This window comes from Mesorhizobium sp. P2_F7 (genome assembly GCF_056403695.1).
Genome location: NZ_JBFUFA010000017.1, coordinates 36,130 through 54,682, shown reverse-complemented (window position 1 = coordinate 54,682; position 18,553 = coordinate 36,130). Strand labels below are relative to the sequence as shown.

14 protein-coding genes are annotated in these 18,553 nt (G+C 61.6%); 3 read left to right on the top strand and 11 right to left on the bottom strand.

Annotation, left to right across the window (positions count from 1 at the left end; all coding sequences use genetic code 11):
- Position 1: 1 nt before the first annotated feature.
- From AC1DZ8_RS31075 to AC1DZ8_RS31050, 6 genes are all read right to left on the bottom strand, one after another.
- Positions 2 to 1,000 carry an ABC transporter permease gene (locus AC1DZ8_RS31075; RefSeq protein ID WP_477287922.1) on the bottom strand — a complete coding sequence of 333 codons (999 nt, stop codon included), beginning with the start codon at positions 998 to 1,000 and terminating at the stop codon, positions 2 to 4.
- A 2-nt stretch (positions 1,001 to 1,002) separates the two neighbouring features.
- Complete coding sequence (locus tag AC1DZ8_RS31070) at positions 1,003 to 2,901, bottom strand: ABC transporter substrate-binding protein (protein WP_477402207.1); 1,899 nt, start codon at positions 2,899 to 2,901, stop codon at positions 1,003 to 1,005.
- Complete coding sequence (locus tag AC1DZ8_RS31065; RefSeq protein ID WP_477402205.1) at positions 2,898 to 4,793, bottom strand: ABC transporter ATP-binding protein; 1,896 nt, start codon at positions 4,791 to 4,793, stop codon at positions 2,898 to 2,900. The genes AC1DZ8_RS31070 and AC1DZ8_RS31065 overlap by 4 nt, the downstream gene beginning before the upstream one ends.
- A 157-nt stretch (positions 4,794 to 4,950) precedes the next feature.
- Positions 4,951 to 6,291, bottom strand: a complete 1,341-nt coding sequence (locus AC1DZ8_RS31060) for an adenylate/guanylate cyclase domain-containing protein (RefSeq protein ID WP_477309315.1) — start codon at positions 6,289 to 6,291, stop codon at positions 4,951 to 4,953.
- Between the two features lie 232 nt (positions 6,292 to 6,523).
- Positions 6,524 to 7,867 (bottom strand): nucleotide sugar dehydrogenase, encoded by a 1,344-nt coding sequence (locus tag AC1DZ8_RS31055; RefSeq protein WP_477402203.1) that lies wholly within the window; start codon positions 7,865 to 7,867, stop codon positions 6,524 to 6,526.
- Between the two features lie 113 nt (positions 7,868 to 7,980).
- On the bottom strand, positions 7,981 to 9,159 hold the full coding sequence (locus AC1DZ8_RS31050; protein WP_477309317.1) for a DUF3095 domain-containing protein: 1,179 nt from the start codon (positions 9,157 to 9,159) through the stop codon (positions 7,981 to 7,983).
- A gap of 74 nt (positions 9,160 to 9,233) precedes the next feature.
- Here AC1DZ8_RS31050 and AC1DZ8_RS31045 point away from each other — a divergent pair, with 74 nt between their 5' ends.
- Together AC1DZ8_RS31045 and AC1DZ8_RS31040 are read left to right on the top strand one after the other, a co-directional pair.
- Positions 9,234 to 10,322 carry a glycosyltransferase family 4 protein gene (locus AC1DZ8_RS31045; RefSeq protein WP_477309318.1) on the top strand — a complete coding sequence of 363 codons (1,089 nt, stop codon included), beginning with the start codon at positions 9,234 to 9,236 and terminating at the stop codon, positions 10,320 to 10,322.
- Complete coding sequence (locus AC1DZ8_RS31040) at positions 10,319 to 11,098, top strand: polysaccharide deacetylase family protein (protein WP_477309319.1); 780 nt, start codon at positions 10,319 to 10,321, stop codon at positions 11,096 to 11,098. Before AC1DZ8_RS31045 ends, AC1DZ8_RS31040 begins: the two co-directional genes overlap by 4 nt.
- A gap of 1 nt (position 11,099) precedes the next feature.
- On the opposite strand, the gene AC1DZ8_RS31035 is transcribed toward AC1DZ8_RS31040, so the two are convergent.
- From AC1DZ8_RS31035 to AC1DZ8_RS31025, 3 genes are read right to left on the bottom strand one after another with little or no spacing between them, the layout of a single operon-like run.
- Positions 11,100 to 11,945, bottom strand: coding sequence for an MBL fold metallo-hydrolase (locus AC1DZ8_RS31035; protein WP_477309320.1), 846 nt, complete (start codon positions 11,943 to 11,945; stop codon positions 11,100 to 11,102).
- 23 nt (positions 11,946 to 11,968) lie between these two features.
- Complete coding sequence (locus tag AC1DZ8_RS31030) at positions 11,969 to 12,415, bottom strand: cyclic nucleotide-binding domain-containing protein (protein ID WP_477309321.1); 447 nt, start codon at positions 12,413 to 12,415, stop codon at positions 11,969 to 11,971.
- Positions 12,416 to 12,449: 34 nt separating this feature from the next.
- On the bottom strand, positions 12,450 to 15,164 hold the full coding sequence (locus AC1DZ8_RS31025) for an ABC transporter transmembrane domain-containing protein (RefSeq protein WP_477309322.1): 2,715 nt from the start codon (positions 15,162 to 15,164) through the stop codon (positions 12,450 to 12,452).
- 272 nt (positions 15,165 to 15,436) lie between these two features.
- On the opposite strand from AC1DZ8_RS31025, the gene AC1DZ8_RS31020 reads away from it, so the two are divergent.
- The gene (locus AC1DZ8_RS31020; protein WP_477309323.1) at positions 15,437 to 16,123 is read left to right on the top strand and encodes a class I SAM-dependent methyltransferase; all 687 of its coding nucleotides are present in this window, start codon (positions 15,437 to 15,439) and stop codon (positions 16,121 to 16,123) included.
- Between the two features lie 36 nt (positions 16,124 to 16,159).
- Here AC1DZ8_RS31020 and AC1DZ8_RS31015 read toward each other — a convergent pair whose 3' ends face one another.
- Positions 16,160 to 17,311 carry a glycosyltransferase family protein gene (locus AC1DZ8_RS31015; protein ID WP_477309324.1) on the bottom strand — a complete coding sequence of 384 codons (1,152 nt, stop codon included), beginning with the start codon at positions 17,309 to 17,311 and terminating at the stop codon, positions 16,160 to 16,162.
- Entirely contained in the window at positions 17,308 to 18,552 is a 1,245-nt protein-coding gene (locus tag AC1DZ8_RS31010) for a glycosyltransferase family 4 protein (protein WP_477309325.1), read from the bottom strand. The genes AC1DZ8_RS31015 and AC1DZ8_RS31010 overlap by 4 nt, the downstream gene beginning before the upstream one ends.
- Position 18,553: the final 1 nt, after the last annotated feature.

Here is an 18,553-nt window from a genome sequence, read left to right as displayed (position 1 = left end):
TTCATTTGGTGCTGCCGCCCTGCAAACGAATTCGTGGATCAAGCAGCGCCAGCGCCAGGTCGGAAATCAGCACGCCGATGACCGTCAGGAAGGCGAGGAACATCAGGAACGACCCCGCCAGATACATGTCCTGGCTTTGCAGCGCCTTGATCAGCATCGGCCCGGTCGTTTCCAAAGACAGCACGATCGCCGTGATTTCGGCGCCGGAGATGATGGCCGGCAGGATCGAGCCGATATCGGAAATGAAGAAATTGAGCGCCATGCGCATTGGATATTTGACCAGTGCCTTGAACGGATGAAGGCCTTTGGCACGCGCCGTCACGACATATTGCTTGTGCAACTCATCGAGCAGATTGGCGCGCAGCCGCCGGATCATGCTTGCCGTGCCCCCGGTGCCGATGATCAAAACCGGGATCCAGAGATGGGCGAGGATCGACTTCGCCTTGGCCCAGCTCATCGCCTCGCCGAGATATTGCTGGTCCATGAGATGGCCGATGGACGTGCCGAACCAGATATTTGCGAAATACATCAGGATCAGCGCCAGCATGAAATTCGGAATGGCAAGGCCGAGAAGGCCGACGAAAGTCAGGCCGTAGTCGCCCCAGCTGTACTGATGTGTGGCGGAGTACATGCCGATTGGAAAGGCGATAAGCCAGGTGAACATGATCGTGACGAAGGAAACCAGCACGGTCAGCCACATTCGGTCGCCGACGACGTCGCGAACCGGCAGCTCATATTCGAAGGAATAGCCGAAATCGCCGTGCAGCATCCCGCCGACCCAGTAGAAGTAGCGAATGACCGGCGGTTGGTCGAAACCATATTCCTTCCGCATCATCTCGATGCGATCGGAATCCACCGCTTCGCCCTGGGCCCGAAGCTCGGCGACATAGCTGTCGAAATAGTCGCCCGGTGGAAGTTCGATGATGGTGAACACCAGCGCCGATATGACCAGCAGGGTTGGAACCATCACGGCGATGCGCCAGACAAGATATCGAAGCACGCTCAGGAGCCTCCAAGCCAGAATGTATCCGGCATGTAGACACCGAAATAGGCGGTCGGGTCGTAGCCGTAGAGCGCCTTGTCAGGCAGGTTGCGCAGCCGAGAGGACACAAGAACGGGCTGATGCGTTCCGTTCACTGTGCCGATCGAAAACACCTGATCGGTGTAGATCGACAGCATCGAATTCCAGATTTCGGCGCGTTCCGTGGTTGCGGTCGATGCGTTCCAGCGTTTGAGCAAAGCCATCAGCTCGATCACTTCGGGAAGATCGGGCGCCTCACCCATCTTGCCATGAGACAGGTAGTGAGCACCCCAGAGCGGCCATTGCAGCTGATCGTCGATGGTGGGAGCCAGCTGGTAGGGGTTCATGTCGGCGGTCGCCACGCCATTGTCGATGCCCGACCACATCGACATCATGATCTGGCCGCCAAGCGCGCGGCTGCGGAAGATGTCGCGCTGCGACGTCCGGATGAACAAAGCGATGCCGATCTTGCGCCAGTGATCGGTGATGAGTTCGAGCGCATCGGTTTCCAGCGTGCTTTCGCCGGCCGTTTCCACGATGATCTTCGCAGAGCGTCCATCGGGAAGCATCCGCAGGCCTTCATCGTCACGGGCCTGAAGACCGACGTCGTCAAGCAGGGCATTGGCCTGGTCGGGATCATGGGCGACCCACGCTTTCGCGAATTCCGGCCGGTAGAGCGGGCTCTCCGGAAGGACCGTATCGGCGCTTTCCTGCGCCAATCCGTAGAAGACGGCCAAATTGATCTCGCGCCTGTCCACGGCGAGCGAAAGGGCACGGCGCACGCGCACGTCACGAAGAAGGCCGCGCCACACCGGGTCGGCACAGTTCAGATTGGGCAGCAGCGCCAGCCGCGAACCCTGAGTGCGTTTCCACAGATGCATCTTCACCGGGTAGCGCTTCTCAGCGTCCTTCAGGAAAGCGTAATCCGTGAAGTCAATCCCCATGCCCTGCAGGTCGCTCTCGCCCGCACCGGTCTTGGCAGAGATGATCGCCGACGAGCTGACATTCAGGACAAACTGGTCGACATAGGGCAGTTGCCGGCCATTCTCGTCTGTTCGATGAAAGAATGGGTTGCGTTCGAAGATGAACTGCTCGGCCGGCGGCTTGGTCCGGTTCTGCCAGGGATCGAGCGTCGGCAGATCCGGGTTCTCCGGGCGATACTGCCGCGACATGCGGATATGCAGGAGCGTCCATTTCTTGGCCCGGTTCTCCTTCATCAGGCCGGCGAGCCGGAATGGGTCCTGGTATTTCTTGTGGAACTGCTTGAGATAGGCGGCCGGCAGAACGAGCGATAGCGGCGCAGCGGCAGCGAGCTTGGGCAGGAAGTCGGGATTGGGCGCATCCCAACTGTAGCGCACCGTCAACGGATCGACGATCTCGAAGCGTGGCGGCTTGCCGTCCGCCATCAGGGACGGGGCGAGCCCGCCCTGCGAAAGCTCATCGTTCAGCCAGACATCTTCCCAGCAATAGCGGAAATCCTCCGGCGTCAGCAGGCTGCCGTCGGACCATTTGTGTCCTTCGCGTATCTTGAAGGTGAAGACGCGATCGTCCGCGACGTCGAAACTTTCGAGAATGTCGGCTTGCAGGTTAAGTTTTTCGTCATAGCCGACCAGCCGGGAATATCCGTAGATCGTCATCATCCGGATATCTTTCTGACTGCCGATGATAGTCCGCAGCGTGCCGCCATACTGGCCGGGCTGCCGGCCCATCGCCGCGAGATTAACGGCCCGCGGGCTCTTGGGCAGACGCTCGGCGAGTGCCGGCAGCGTCTTGGCCGCCAGCCGCGGCTGAAGAAAATCCGGCTCCAGATCGCCGGCGCGCGACGTGCCCGGCAGAAATGCCGATGCCATGAGCCCAAGGACGGTGCGACGGTTGATCAATGGCGCAACTCGCTGACATCGGCCGAACGTCGGGCGAGCACCAGGTGGCCGCCGCCAAGATCAAGCGGCGACAGCGTATCCTCTTCGCCCTCGTCGCGGAACTGCGGTCCCCATGCGCTGGTGTCGGAGGCGCCGCCGAGCTTCAGCGTCTTGAAATCCATCGGCCTGTCGAGATCCGGGAAGGGGACTGCGGCGACCAGTGAGCGCGTGTAGGGATGGATCGGTTTCCTGAGCAGAATTTCGCGCGGCGCAAGCTCGACGATACGCCCGCCGCACATCACCGCGATGCGGTCCGCCATGTAGTCCACCACCGCCAGATTGTGGGATATGAACAGGTAGGTCAGACCCAGTTCCTTCTGCAGGTCCTTCAGAAGGTTCAGGATCTGCGCCTGGACAGACACATCGAGCGCCGAAACCGGCTCGTCGCAGATCAGCAGCTCGGGCCCCAGGGCCAAGGCGCGCGCAATGCCGATACGCTGACGCTGCCCGCCGGAGAAACTGTGGGGATAGCGCTTGATGAAGCGCGGATCGAGCCCGATTGCCTGCATCAGGCTCTTGACGGTGGCCAGCCGGGACGCGGAATTGCCACGCTGATGGATTTCCAGCGGCTCGCTCAGGATGTTCTCCACCGTCATGCGAGGGGAGAGCGACGAAACCGGATCCTGGAAGACCATCTGGATTTTCGCGCGCAGCAACCGCAGGGCGTCTCCCTCGGCGTCCAGGACGTCGATCGGTCCTTCGCGGCCGTTGAAGACCACGGAGCCGCCGTTGGGGGTGACAGCCCGCATCAGGATCTTGCTGACGGTGGTTTTGCCGCAGCCGCTTTCGCCGACCAGACCCAGGCACTCACCCCGCCTGATATCGAAGCTCACGCCGTCCACGGCGCGAACAGACGTTTGCTTGCTGCCGCCGAACCATCCGGAGTTGCGGGTGGTGTAGACCTTTTTCAGATCCCTGACCGACAGCAGGATGTCGTCCGCCCCTTTCGATACCGGCGCCGTCTGCTTGCCCAGCAGGTTCTCGACATTCACCGGCACCTCCCGGAGCGCCTTCAGCCTTTCGCCCGGCTTCAGGTCGAAATGCGGAACGGCTGCCATCAGGCCCTTCAGGTAAGGGTGGCCTGGCCGGCGGAATATCGCCTCCACAGGTCCAGCTTCCATGATCTCGCCATGGTACATGACCACCACCTCGTCGGCGACATTGGCGACCACGCCGAGGTCGTGCGTGATCAAAAGCATCGCCATGTTCAGCTTGGTCTGAAGCCCGCGCAGCAATTGCAGGATTTGCGCCTGGATGGTCACGTCCAACGCCGTCGTCGGCTCGTCGGCGATCAACAGAGCGGGCCGGCAGATAAGCGCCATGGCGATCATGGCGCGTTGCCGCAATCCTCCCGAAAGTTCAAACGGATACATGTCATAGGCGCGCTTGGGATTGGGAAAACCGACAAGGCTGAGCATTTCCTCGGTCCGCGCCTTGCGCTCCGCTCGAGCCATGGGCGTATGAATCTGCAGCGATTCGCTGACCTGATTGCCGATCGTGTGCAGCGGCGACAGCGATGTCATCGGCTCCTGAAAGATCTTGCCGATGCGGCTGCCTCTCAAGGCCCGGATCTCGGGGCCATCACGCGACATCTGCAGGATATCCTGCGTCGTGCCGGGCTTTTCCGGATCGGAAAACAGGATACGGCCGCGAACACGGGCTGTGTTCGGCAAAATGCCCATCACTGCCTGGCTGAGAACCGATTTTCCAGAACCGGACTCGCCCACAAGCGCGGTAACCTTGCCGGGCAGGACGCGAAGATTTGCACGCCTGACGGCATGCAGCGGTCCCCCGACAATGGCAAAAGAGATGCCAACATCCTCGATCCGCAGCAGATCAACGCCTGCACTCATTCCCACACACCAGCCCCACTCTGGCGGCCCTCCCGGCCTGCCCAAGAAGGCAAGACTAGCGCATTGTCAGCCTAGAGCAACTTGGATTCGAAACGAAGTTCGCCGGCGGACGGCGACCGAACTGCCGACCCAAGGCCTTCGGATCAGATCGTGACGGTTACTGGAGCTTCCTGCGGTCGCCCGCCAACAGCCGCGCCGCATCGCGATGAAGCAGCATGACCTGCTCGGCGTCGGATCTCCGGTCGTGGAAAGGCTCCAGCGCAGCATCCTCATCGAGTGCGAGAGCACCCGACAGATCGGGGGAAAGCACCGTCAGCTTCTGCTTGATACCCGCCAGTTCCTCCTTGCCGAGCGTCAGCCAGCTGCTGGTGCCGCAATAGCCGGCGAAGTCCTTGCTGGCGAGAACGCTGTGCGGATATTTCTTGGTCAGGGTCTGCAGGCGCTGGACCTCGTTTACAGCCGAGCCGAAGACAGAGAATGTGAGCCGGTCGGTAAGTCCGACATTGCCGAACATCACATTCCCGACATGCAAGCCGATACCGAATTTTATGTCGCCCAACCCCTGCTTGTTTCTACGCAGATTGAGCTCCATCATGCGCGCGCTGGCCTCGTGCGCTGCCGACAGCGCAGCCTGGCAGGCGATCTCCGACTGTGCGCGGTGTCTTTCGCAGGGGTAGACGGCAATGAAGCCATCCCCGAGGAAACTCATGATCTGCCCGCCTCTGCGATTGAAGGGTGCAGCAATGGCATCGAAAAACTGGTTCAACGTGTCGATATAGAGCTCGCGACCGGAGGTCTCGGCAAGCCTGGTCGACCCGCGCATATCGCCCATGACCAGTGCGGCCCGGATTGTGTCGCCCTCGCCGCGCTTGATCTGGCCATCCAGCACGCGCCGGCCGGCGTCGCCGCCGAGATAGGTCGTCATCATGTTGTCGGCGAGCTTGGTGAGCACCGCCATCTTGGCGGCGATGGCGAGATGGTTCTGGACGCGCAGCAACGCCGAAATCATGCTGTCGCTGAAGCCTGAGGCACTGTCGGTGGACCAGGACCCCATCATGCCCTGACTGGTATCGCCGTTGAAGGGATGGATGAAAGCCATGTAATCGGTGACACCCATAAGCCTCAGGTCATCGAAAACAGGAAATTCCGACGGCACCGACGGGTCGAGCCGGCGCCGCAGATGGTCAAGCTTGTTGCTGAGCAGATGGTAGTACGGGCTGGTCAGGAATCTGTCGGAGTGGACGCCGTTCTCACTGCGGAAGCCTTCCACTTCCAGGCCTTGGCCGCGAAGCCAGGTGAAGCCAAGCGCGTCATAAAGCGGATGCAGCATCGAGAAGCTCAGATGCACCCGCTTCAGCGGCAGGCCGGCAGCAGCCAGCCGCTCACAAAAGCCCTTTACCAATGTCTCCAGGTCATCGCCCGCCAGCGCCGATTGGGTCAGCCAATCGGCGACCTTGTCCATGAGAATGTTGGAAATTTCTGCTTGCGTTGTGCTCATGCTGTCTCGAGACCCGTCGAAGACGAGCCATCTCCTTGGTCCGTCAAATCCTTGAAGTCAATGAACCCGGCTTCGGGAGCAAAAGCCGGTGAAGAATTTCCCGAATGGCTGTCCCTGCTGGAAGGAAACAGGCGTAACTGCGTTTACTCGCGAAACACTATGTGGCGAGGCTGCCGTCGGAGTGCAATCCCAATCCTGACATCGGGCAAAAAATTCGCCGGCTAGGCCGCCATCAGGCCTTCACCACCGTCTCCCGGGCGAGCCCGAGGCGGCCAAAAACATTGCGTGTGTCGACAATCAGAAGCGCGTGATCAGCGATCGCCTGATAGTCGATCGCGTCGTGGTCGGTTGCAATGACGACGGCATCGAAATCCTTCAAGGCCGCCTCGGTCAATTTGACCGAGCGACGCCCCTTGATCGCCATATGCTCGCGTGTGGTCGGAATCTCGGCAACATGCGGATCGTGGAATTCCGCCTTGCCGCCCCATTCCTCGATGAGTTCAATGAGCCGCAATGAGGGGCTTTCGCGGATGTCGGGCACGTTCTTCTTGTAGGCGAGCCCGATGATGAGAATGCGCGAGCGGCTGAGCGCCTTGCCGCAGCGCCGGTCCAGCGCCTTCGCCAGTTCATCGACCACATGACGCGGCATCGCCGTGTTGATTTCCGCCGCCAGCTCGATGAAGCGGGTCGGCAGTTCGTATTCGCGCGCCTTCCACGTCAGGTAGAAGGGATCGATCGGAACGCAGTGCCCGCCAAGTCCGGGGCCAGGATAGAAAGGCATGTAGCCGAAGGGCTTGCTCTTCGCCGCCTCGATCACCTCCCAGATGTCGATGCCCATTGCACCGAGCACGACCTTCAACTCGTTGACGAGGGCTATGTTGACCGAGCGGAAGATGTTTTCCGTCAGCTTGACCGCCTCGGCGGTCGCCGGACTGGAAACCGGAACGACGGTCTTGACCACGCTCTGGTAGAAAGCCCGCACGAGATCAGCTGCTTCAACGCCATCGCCTGCCACGACCTTGGGGATCGTCGCGACTTCAAAGCTGCGATTGCCGGGATCCTCGCGTTCGGGTGAGAAGCCGAGGAAGAAGTCCGTCTTCGACTGCAAGCCGGTTTCTTCCAGTATGGGCTTGATCACATCGTCGGTGGTGCCGGGATAGGTGGTCGATTCCAGTACGATCAGCTGGCCGAGACGCAGATGCCTGGCGATGGTGCCTGCCGTGTTCCTGACAAAGGAGAGGTCCGGCTCACGGTGTTTCGTCAGCGGCGTCGGAACGCAGATGATGATGACATCGCAGACGGCCAGTTCGGAAAAATCCGCGGTGGCGCGAAAATGTCCGCTCGCGACATGGCCGGCAAGGGCCGTCGACGTCACCGCCTCGATGTAGGATTGGCCATTGTTCAGGCTCTCGACCTTCCCCACTTCGATGTCGAAGCCGAAAACCGGGAAGCCCGCGCGTGCGATCGCTACCGACAGCGGCAACCCGACATAGCCCAGTCCGATCACCCCGACTTGCGCGGCGCGCGTCGAAATCCGGTTGAGAAGGCGGTCATATGTCGATCGTGAGGCGTCCAAAAATCTGCTTTCCCGTCAATTCGGACAGACTATCCGCTCCATGGCGAGGCTCACCTGGTCCCGAGAACCGTGGCCGAGGCATATTGCGGAAAACCGATTTCCGCAAGCCATCATCAGGCCGCCGCCTTCGCCTTCAGGCTTGCCGCAGCCATCGCATAGCCGCCGTCGGCGCCATCGATGAAATGAACGTGATCGGGCTGCAGCGGCGAGATGACGAGGCATGTCATCAAGGCCGATTTCTGGCGGTGCAGGCCATAGCTGCAGATGCCCGCTTCCTCCGCCTGTTTCAGCCTGGCCTCGATCCGTTGCAAGACATCCGCGTCGACATCGATGGTCATCTTCAAGCCGTCGTCGAACTTGCGGAAATCCGAATTGCTGGCCACCTCGCGTTTATAGACCTTCGGATCGAAACGGCCGATCGTCCAGCCAAATTTGTCGGTGACAGCCGTCAACGTCATCAGGAACATCACCCACAGTTTCACCCGCCACCGCCGCCCTGGCGGCGCCGTGGCCCGCGCCTCGACATCGAGGCCGGCTGGCAGCAGACTGTAGCCCGGCCCGTCCACCGGCACCGGGTGGCCATCGCGTTCCTGCCTGCCGGCAAGGGCAATAATGTCGGAAGCCAGAAACTGAAAACCGCGCAGGTCTCGCGACACCCCTGGTATGGCGATGATCGAGACGATTTCGCCGTGCCGGGCCTCGATCGGGTTCCAGCGGCAGGAGAGGCCGGTCAGATCCGGCCGCGCGCCGGCCGGCGCGGGTTCGATGCGGTAGCGCCCCGCTTTCATCTCGGCCTCCGCCCAGCTGCCGCCGCCACCGGCGAACATGGCATAGAAGGCCGCTTCGGAGGCCTGGAACCGCGCCACGCGAACGTCGAGGCCTTGCGCTCTTATGTCCTTTATCGGCACGATTGCCGCACGCAAGGTCAGGTCCAGTTCGTCCGCCACCCATCTCTGGACGGAAGCCAGCGCGTTGCGGGCGATCTCCAGTGCCGAGCCGGGAAACGCCACCAGGGCGCCGTCGCCGCCGAAGACATAGGGAAGATCTTGCCGACCCAGCGCATTGAGCAGCGCCGAAATGACGCTGGCGCCGGCCATATTGACGGTTTTATAGCGCCCGGCGCCGATCGCCTTGGTCGAGCCGACAATGTCGGCGGTGGCCAGCGCCCAGCCATCGGGCAGAGGCCGATAGTTGTCGATATCGGCAACGCTTTCGAACTTTGCGAAGACTGGCAAAGAAGCGACAAACGGGTCGGACAAGACAGCTGTTTCCATGAGCATCTGATAGCACATTCCAGCGCTTGAAGGTGAGGTCGATGATGCGTCGAAATTGACTTGAGCAGGCTTTGCGATGATAGGATCGCGCGATGCGAATTGCCTTCTACGCGCCGCTGAAGTCGCCCAATCATCCCGTTGTCTCCGGCGACCGCCAGATGGCACGGATGCTGGTCAAGGCGCTGCAGCATGGCGGGCATAGCGTCGAACTGGCATCGGAGTTGCGCTTGTATCTACGCCAGCCGGAGCCGAAAAGTTTCGATGCGCTCAAGATCGAGGCCCGGGAGGAAGCGGCGCGGCTGACAAGGCTTTGGGACCGCGACGGCAAGCCCGATCTCTGGCTCTGCTATCATCCCTATTACAAGGCGCCCGACCTGATCGGGTTCGAGCTGGCGTCGGCCTTTGCTGTCCCCTACGTGACGGCGGAAGCCTCCTATTCCGGTCGGCGCAACACCGGCTTGTGGGCCGATAGCCAGGCGCTGGTGGCGCGAGCCATCGAAAAGGCGGCGCTGAACATCTGCTTCACGCAAAGGGATCGGGAAGGACTGGCGGATGCGATCCCCGACGCCGCTTTCGGCATGCTGTCGCCCTTCATCGACACATCGGCATTCAGTGAAATGCCGGCACGGGCTTGTCCGACGCGCCTCGTCACCGTCGCCATGATGCGCCCGGGCGACAAGCTCGATAGCTATCGCATGCTGGCGCAAGCGCTCGGTTCGATCGGCCACCTGCCCTGGACCATGTCTGTCGTCGGCGACGGCCCCGCCCGTGACGAGGTCAAGGCGCAGTTCGCCGGCTTGCCCGCCGACCGTATCGAATGGCTTGGTGAGGTCGAGCCGGCCGCTGTGCCGGATGTCCTTTATGGCGGGGGAATTTACGTCTGGCCGGGTTACGGCGAGGCCTATGGCGTTGCCTATCTGGAAGCACAGGCCGCCGGCCTGCCGGTGGTGGCTCAGCACATTGCCGGCGTGCCGGAGGTCGTGCGGGATGGCCAGACCGGGTTTCTCACCCCGCCGGGCGATGTGGCGGCGTTCGCTGCCGCCATTGCAAGGCTTCTGGCCGACAACGACGAAAGAACCACCATGGCCGCAGAAGCCAGGCGTTTCGTCCTCGAAGAGCGTTCGCTGGGTGGTGCGGCGGCGCGTCTGGCTGAACTTCTGAACAAGATCCCTGTTCCATGACATCCGATCCGAACTGGCAGCCCCTGGTGGAAGAGCTGGCGCGCTGGCAACAGGCGGGCCGCAAGGCAGAGTTCTGGCTGCGCGACGATGACGCCGTGGATCCGACGTCTGCGCTTGATCGGCTGCTCGATCTCACCGGTGAATTCGCGGTTCCGGTCACGCTAGCCGTCATTCCGGCCAAGACCGACGGCAAGCTTGCCGTCCGGCTTGACGAGGCGCCGCATGCCACGGTCGCCATCCATGGCTGGGCGCACCGAAATCATGCCCCCGGCGACCAGAAAAAGCAGGAGCTTGGCGCACATCGGCCACGCGAAGCGGTGCTCGACGAACTGGCCCGCGGGCTGTCGCACGTAACCCGCCTGCACGGCGCACGTGCCGTTCCGATCCTGGTGCCGCCGTGGAACCGGATCGACCCCGGCCTGATATCCGACCTTGGATCGATAGGATTTGTGGCATTGTCGGTCTTCGGGCCACCGAAGCCGGCTCCCCTGGCGGTCATCAACAGCAATGTCGACATCATGGATTGGCATGGCACCCGCGGCTGCCGCGACCATGGCCTGTTGATTCAGGCCATCATCGCGCAATTGCAGCGTGCATTCGACGGCGGCGAACCGGTCGGCCTGCTCACCCACCATCTCGTCCATGATGAATCGGCCTGGCTGTTCCTCGAACGGCTGTTCGCGGTCACCGCACGGGCCGAAGCCAGCGCATGGCTTCCGATCAGGACATTGATCGGGCGACGCAGTTCCACCGGAGTGAGCTCCAGAGGAAAATAGCTCAGCGCTTTTTGTGCACTGGGAATTTGAGCGTCTGGCCATCCCGCGCGGCAAAAGCGCCGGCAAATCTGTCCTTGGCCAGTTTCTCCATCTCATCCAGGTCATCGTCGGTGCGCGACGGATCGTGGTGAAACAGCGCAAGCCCGCGCGCGCCGGCGGCCTCGCAGAGCTTGACGCCCTGTTGCCATGTCGAGTGCCCGTTGCCGCGGTAGCGCTCCATTTCCGCCTCGGTGTAGGTGCAATCGTAGATGACGAGGTCGGCATCTCTGATCAGGTCGAGCACCGCATGATCGAGTTTGCCCGGCTCGTGCTCGGTGTCCGTGATCACCGCCACAACGCGGCCGCCCCATTCGACCCGGTAGCCTATGCAGCCGCCCGGATGGGTAAGGCTGCCGGTTCGCACAACAACCCCGTCGCGCGGCCGCAGCACGTCTCCGGATACAAAATCGCGGTAGTCGAGGTTTGCTTTGCAGATATCCAGTTTGACCGGAAACCACGGCGGTTGAATGAACGCGTCGACCATCTGCCGGGTCGTCATGCGTCCAGCGAGATGCCCGGACCAAAGCGTAAGCTTGATTCCCCGTTCGTAGATAGGCTTGAAAGCCGGCAGCCCGATGATGTGATCGTAGTGGCAATGGCTGAAAAACAGATCGAAATCGGTGACGCCCGACGCCCGAAGCGCCTTGCCGGCAGGCCTCAGGCCGGAGCCCGCATCGAACAGAAGCGTATGCTTGCCGCATCGCATCTCAATGCAGATTGTGTTGCCGCCATAGCGAGCGAATTCTGGCCCGGATACCGCAATGCTGCCGCGCACGCCCCAAAATCGGACCAGGAAATCGTCGTCCATGCTACCTTTTGCCTACCGTAACTTCAGGCGTTTCGTGCATCGATCAGATCCGCGGTCGTATGGCTTAGCCGATCGGCAAGAACCCGCAATATCTCGATGGTCATTTCCGGAAACTCCTTCATAAGCCTCAGGAAATGGTCCTTGCGGATTCTCAAGGCCTCCAGATCAGTTGCCGCTCTGACGGTGGCAGTGCGGGAGCTGTTGCACAATATGGCGATCTCGCCGACGATCGAATTTGGCAACAACTCGGCAACTGTTATCGGTCCGTTGTCCGAATCGACCAGAATATCCGCCTTGCCTGAAAGGATGACATAGGCGGCGTCCGCTTCGTCACCCTGCCGGAAAAGTATCTGGCCGGCGTTGTAGTTCACACGATCGGATGTGAACGCGAGCAACTTGAGCTTTGCCGGCTCAATGCCAGAGAACAAGGGAACGCGTTGCAGCATTCCAACTTCATCCTTGAGCAGCATTGTCGCAAACCTTCCTAAATTCGCGTCTGCCAGACTATGACAGAAGTTCCTTGAAGATACCGTTTCCTGCCAGAAGTGTCTCGTGTGTTCCGTCTTCCACCAATTGACCCGAGTCGAAGACGATAACGCGGTCGAACATCATCGCCATCGCCGGGCTGGTCACCACCCACACAATTGCCGGCGAATGGTCGTCGCGTCTGGCTTCCTCGAGCACGTTTCGCAGCACCTTGTCCTGCACGCGCTGGTCGATCGCCGACAGCGGCCGGTTGAGGATGAGAAAATCGGGACGCTTGAGCAGGGCCCGGGCAACATCGAGCTTCTGTCGCTGTCCTCCGGTCAGCCGCCTGCCGGAGGCGCCGACGTTGAAGTCCAGGCCGACGTCCAGAAGCTCGGCATAAAGCCCCAGTTCGTCAAGAATGTCGTAGACGATGGAGCGTATGCGGTCCGGCGCGTCGGGATGGTTGTTGCCCACGCGCCCGAACAGGACATTGTCCATGACGGTGGCCGCGGCAATGTATTTGGCGGGATCATACCGTTCGATCGCGTTCTGCAGCTCGGGCGGCAGGTTTTCATAGAACTGGTTGCGCGCAGCCACGATCTTGCTCATCAGCTCGTCGGTCAGCAGGCCGAAGCGGTGCCGGGGCTCGATATAGGCAAAGCTCAAGGTGACGATCATGGCGCGGTCGGCCTCCGAAACCGTCTCGTAGGGACGGTTCTTGAGCCGCTGCAGCAAGCTTTCGTAGGCGGGTATCTCCTCGGCGCTCATGAAGGCGAGCTGCTGGAAGAACTGGTGATCGGGCGGCAGGTCGGCAAAAAGCTCGATCGCCTGTTCGGCGATCTCCATGCCCATTTCGTAGAACGTGCGGTCGAGGCCGGCTTGCTTCAGCACGGAAGCAAAATAGGGATTGGCGGCCAGAGCCTTGTCGGCCAGTTCGGGGCCGGCGGCGGCACCGAAGAGCAGGTTCTGGCCGATCGTCGCTTCCTTGTTGTAGGCGCCCGGTTCGAAAGGAACCACCAGTTCGGTCAGCTTTTCCTGTTCCAGCCGGGTTCGCAGCGCCGCGCGCAGTTCGACGATCCTCCCGGCAAGCTTCGTATGACGGGTGAGGTCGGCCGAAGAGCGCAAGCCAAGATCCAGAATGTCGCTCGACAGAAGAACCGCGTCGAGCACCCGGCGGACGGCTTCAAAGAGGTCATGCGGGCCGGTAGCGCCGGCCGAAGCATAATTGATCCAGTCGCTGTGGATATCGAGATCCGGATTGCCCGACCGTTGTGCCTCGGTGATGTTCCAGCGGCGCTGGTCTGCCGCCGCACCTTCATAGTTCACCTCTGTCAACGGCGCGTGCTTCAACCCGTAGAGCAGGTTGTCGCGCAGGCTTGCCTGGAACAGGAAAACATCCGACGAGGCGTAGGACATGCGCCGGCCGGTCACCGCTTCAGGGAGGTCAAGCAGGTCGTCGGCGCCCGAAGCGACCTTGCCGCTGTCCGGCCAGTTCAGCCGCGCGAAGGCTTCCGCAAGAGCCTCCGCCCCACCTGTCGCGGTACTGACCAGCGCCACCGTCTCGCCCGGCTTGACCTGCATGGAGATACGGTTGAGGAGCATTGCGCCGCCATCGTCTGCTATCGACAGACCGATCGCCGACAGCGGGTTGGTCATCGGCGCGGGATCGTCGATCGTCAATGCCCCGATATCAGGCGCAATGATATCCTCGGCGCTGAACTGTTCGACGACCTGCTGATATTTGACCTGGACGTCCTGCCGATCCTGATCCCAGTCGATCAGTTCCTTCATCGGTCCGGGCAGGTCCTTGTAGGCGCCGATGACGGCCACCAACTGGCCGACGTCAAGGCGCCCCGCGATGACCAGATAGCCGCCGATCATGTAGAACAGGAAGGGCGTGAGCTGCGCGAGAAAATTGTTGAGGAACTTTACCATGAATTTCCATTGGTAAAGATCGAAGCGGATCTTGAAGATGAGCCCGAGCCGGGCCGCTATATCGGCGCGCTCGTAATTTGACGTGTCGTGGACGTGAACCGTGCCGATGCCGTCGACGATTTCACCAACCCGGCCCGAAAGCGCGCGCGCCGTCAACTGCCGTTGGCGCCCCAGCACGAGCAGCCGCCGCCGCATGCGCGGGATGAGCACGATCTGGATCACCACGATCACGAGCGCTATCATTCCGAGCCAGACGTTCTGGACCATGATGAACAGCATGGCCGTCAGCGCCTGGCCGCCGAGCAGCACCGGCTGCAGGAAGGCATCGCCGATGAAGCCGCCCAGCGGCTCCACCTCGTCCTTCACCATGGTCGCCACTTCGGCCGATTTCACCCGCTTGAAGTAAATCGGCGGAAACCGCAGCACGCGATCGATCAGATCGAAGCGGATACGCCGCAGCATGCGTTCGCCGAGGCGGCCCTTGTAGGTGTTGATATAGAGTTTGAACAGGCCGTTGATGACGACCAGCAACAGGAACACGAAGCTGAGCGCAAGCAGCGTCTCCTTGCGGTCGAGCTGAAACCCGGAGAAGAACTGGACCTCGCCAATGAATGGCAAATTATAGTGCAGCCGCATGAAGGGCAGGGTCGCGCCCGGCTGCTCGAAGCCCTTGCCCTGGATCGGGCCGTTGACGATCAGCTTCGGCAGATCGAAGGACATGAAATACGGGATCATCGAAAGCAAGACGATCGCCAATATCCAGATCTGCTGCTTCCTGGTGTGCCTCCAGATATAGCGGGCTAGGCTGGGTTCCATATGCGACTGTCAGGTTGAAGGATGCAGGATGTGAAAGCACCTGCTGGCAAATGGTGCATCGGTTATGTCTTCGCCGCCAACGGCAAGCTCGAAACTGCAGCTGCGAGCCTGGCTGATGGACACCGATGATCCGGACAGATGCAACAGCCTTTCTCCGGCACCGGGCAATAGCGAAAAGGCTCGCGGCACAATCATGTCCGCGAACCAAACAGCCTTGCCGGAGCCAAGATAGCGTTGTGTCGCCCGAAATCCCAACATAGAAGAAGAATATGATGGATGTCACGCAACCACGCAATGCCGGTTTGGCCAATGCCAGCCTGGAGGGGCACGAGCAAGCCCTGGACCTCACGCGGGGAATTGCGGCCTATATCAACAATCCTCTCGTGACCGGGCTGGCGCGCGTCATCGCCAAGCATCCGCAGGCCGATATCGCCAACGCCTTCAACCACAAGCAGGTCGCCTGCAAGATGTGGGCGCTCGACAGGCTGTTCGAAAGCTGCGGCGGCCGGTTCGAGCGCATATGGGTTCTGGGCGGATGGTACGGCGTGTTGCCGGCTATGCTTTTCAACGACGCCCGTTTCGACATCGCGGCGGTCGACAGCATCGACATCGATCCCGACGTCGGAGCGGTCGCCCGGACCCTCAACCGGGAAGCCGGCGACCGGTTCCAGGCGCTGACGGACGACATGTATGCACTCGACTATGCGGCCGGAGGGGCCGACCTGATCGTCAATACGAGCTGCGAACACATAGCCGATCTGCCCGCCTGGCTTTCCCTGCTTCCGCGGGGCACGACTGTGCTGCTGCAATCGAACGATTATTTCAGCGAGCCGACGCACATCAACTGCGTGGCTTCGCTGGCAGCCTTCGAAGCCATGGCGGCGCTACGGGAGATCAGGTTCTCCGGCGAACTGCCGACAAAAAAATATACGCGCTTCATGCTGATCGGGACTGTTTGAAGCGCGTTGCGCCAATCCACCCAGACACGACCCGCTCTACGTTTTCAGGGACCAGCTTCGATACTGCTCGCGCAGGATATGCGCCGAGCGGCGCGCGCCTTCCAGATCGAGACGATGTGCGGCCGGCGCCGGTCCCGCAAGCGCCTGCTCGATCGCTTGCCCCAGGCCTTCAGGCGTCAGCTCGTTTTCCGTCAGCACCGTTGCCAGGCCGAGCTCTTCGAGCATCAGGGCGCGAAGCGTCTGTTCGGTTTCGCCGCCGGCGGCAAAGGGAACAAGCAACGAGCGACACCCCGCGCGCAAAACATCGCAGACCGTGTTGTAGCCGGCCTGCGAGACTGACAGCCGGGCGCCGGTCAGCAGGCTGGCGAAATCCTCGCGAAACCGGAAGATGGACAGGCCCGGCGTGGCATCGCCTGAAATCGCGTCGAACTCGTCCTTCGGCAGGTTTGGGCCGGTGATCAAACACCATTTCCAGGCGTTGTTGGCATTGCGCGCGGCCGCGATGGTGGATCGGACGAGGCTCTTTCCGGCGGCACCGCCGCCAACCGACACCAGAACGTCGAAGCGCTCGGAAGCCGCGGGCGCCGGCGGCGCGGCAACGAGCCCTGTGTAGGCGACCTCGGCCCTGATCGCCGCGGCCAGTGGAAATGTCTTGTCGATGGTTGCGAAAGCCGGATCGCCATGGACCATGACAAGGTCGAAATGCCTGTTGACGAGATCGACCGTCTCCTCGTTTCTGCCCGGCTTGACGCGCTCCTGAAGGATATCGCGCACGGACGTCGCCAAAAGCGGTCTGGGCGACGTCGCTTCGATGGCCTCGAGCAGCGGCAGGAGTTCGAAACGCATCTGCCGGCGTCCAAACGGAAACGCCTCGATTATAACGATATCAGGCCGGCAGTCCCGGAACGCCTGCAGCAGCATCTCGGAACGCAATTTCTTGAAATCATCGTCGATCGGTTTGCCCTGCAGGTCGACAAGTCCGGAAAATCCTTCATCGCCGGAGGTGACGGGTGGCAGGGTGACGGAGTTTACGCCCGGACCCGGAAAGCCCGCGATCGGCGCTCCGCCGGTCACGACGGTGACATCAAACCCGTCTTCGGCCAGAGCCGCCGCAATGCGGCTGGCGCGCGCCAGATGGCCGATGCCGAGCAGGTGCTGGACATAGAAGAAAACGCTGAGCCGTTTCATTCGGCGGCCCGCCACTCCCGCTCGAACAGGTCCTTGAGCTGCCCAATGCTTGCCATGTGATCGAAATTGCCGCGCACGCGCCGCTCCGCGGCGTCGCCGAGGCGAGCGCGCAGCGCTGGATCGCGGATCAGACACTCCAGCGCCTGTGCCAGGGCAATGGGATTTTCCGTCGGCACCAGCAGCCCGGTTTCACCCGACGACAAAAGCTCCGGCACGCCGGAAATATCGGTCGACACGCAGGCAAGCCGCTGGCTGGCCGCCTCCACCAGGACATTCGGCAGGCCGTCCCGGTCGCCATCCGCGGTGATTCTGCAGGCCAAAGCGAAGATGTCGGCGCTGCGGTAGTGCTCAAGCACTTCTTTCTGCGCCAGCGCGCCTTTCCAGGAGATGCGACCCTCCAGTCCGAGCTTTCGCGCCAGCGCCTTGAGCCGCTCCAGTTCCTCGCCGCCGCCAATATGCTCGAAACGCCACGCCAGATCGCCAGGCAGGAGGGCAAGGGCCTCCAGCAAAGTGTCGTAGCCCTTCTTTGCAACGGCGCGCCCGACACTCAGAACGATGACCGGTTCGTCCGGCGCCGAGCCGTCGTGCTGCTTTCGCGCCGCGTCGAAACTGCCGAAGCGATCGAGGTCGAGCCCATGATAGCTCAGATGCACGGACGAGTTGCCGTTGGCGAGTTTTTTCAGGTGGTCGAAGCCGGTTCTGGTGCAGGTGACCGTCCAGCGGGCCGAGGAAAGCTTGCCGGCCAGATCCCAGTCCGCAGACGTCCAGATGTCCTTGGCATGGGCCGAGCAGCTCCAGGGCAGGCCACGAATCTGGCTGGCGTAGCGCGTCACCGATGCCGGTGTGTGCGCGAAATGGGCGTGCAGCCAGCCCGCGTCCTGCGGCCATTCGGCAGCCAGCACGAGCGCTTGCCCGAAGCGGCGCACGCGGTTGCGCGTAAAGTCGCGGGGGATATCGGCAGCCAGCGATTTGAGCGCGCGCCAGAAGCCCGGCCGCGGCAGACAGGCAAACAGCGAGCGAACCACCCGCAGCGGCTCCCTATGCAGATATTCCGGCAGATAGTGGACTGGCGCTTTGATCTCGTCATGAACGGGGTGGCGTTTTGCGTCGGTCGGCCGCCTGAGCGCGAAAAGTATGAGGTCGAACCCCGCGCGCTCCAAACCGAGCAGTTCCTGCGCGATAAAAGTTTCCGACAGCCGCGGATAGCCCTTCAGAACCACGACGATCTTGCGGTTTTGCAAC

Bases quoted from the DNA above. Each gene is read 5' to 3' on its own strand.
- AC1DZ8_RS31040 (WP_477309319.1), top strand. From the start codon at position 10,319: ATGACATCCGATCCGAACTGGCAGCCCCTGGTGGAAGAGCTGGCGCGC.
- AC1DZ8_RS31050 (WP_477309317.1), bottom strand. From the start codon at position 9,159: ATGTGCTATCAGATGCTCATGGAAACAGCTGTCTTGTCCGACCCGTTT.
- AC1DZ8_RS31020 (WP_477309323.1), top strand. From the start codon at position 15,437: ATGGATGTCACGCAACCACGCAATGCCGGTTTGGCCAATGCCAGCCTG.
- AC1DZ8_RS31030 (WP_477309321.1), bottom strand. From the start codon at position 12,415: ATGCTGCTCAAGGATGAAGTTGGAATGCTGCAACGCGTTCCCTTGTTC.
- AC1DZ8_RS31045 (WP_477309318.1), top strand. From the start codon at position 9,234: ATGCGAATTGCCTTCTACGCGCCGCTGAAGTCGCCCAATCATCCCGTT.
- AC1DZ8_RS31025 (WP_477309322.1), bottom strand. From the start codon at position 15,164: ATGGAACCCAGCCTAGCCCGCTATATCTGGAGGCACACCAGGAAGCAG.
- AC1DZ8_RS31060 (WP_477309315.1), bottom strand. From the start codon at position 6,291: ATGAGCACAACGCAAGCAGAAATTTCCAACATTCTCATGGACAAGGTC.
- AC1DZ8_RS31065 (WP_477402205.1), bottom strand. From the start codon at position 4,793: ATGAGTGCAGGCGTTGATCTGCTGCGGATCGAGGATGTTGGCATCTCT.
- AC1DZ8_RS31035 (WP_477309320.1), bottom strand. From the start codon at position 11,945: ATGGACGACGATTTCCTGGTCCGATTTTGGGGCGTGCGCGGCAGCATT.
- AC1DZ8_RS31015 (WP_477309324.1), bottom strand. From the start codon at position 17,311: ATGAAACGGCTCAGCGTTTTCTTCTATGTCCAGCACCTGCTCGGCATC.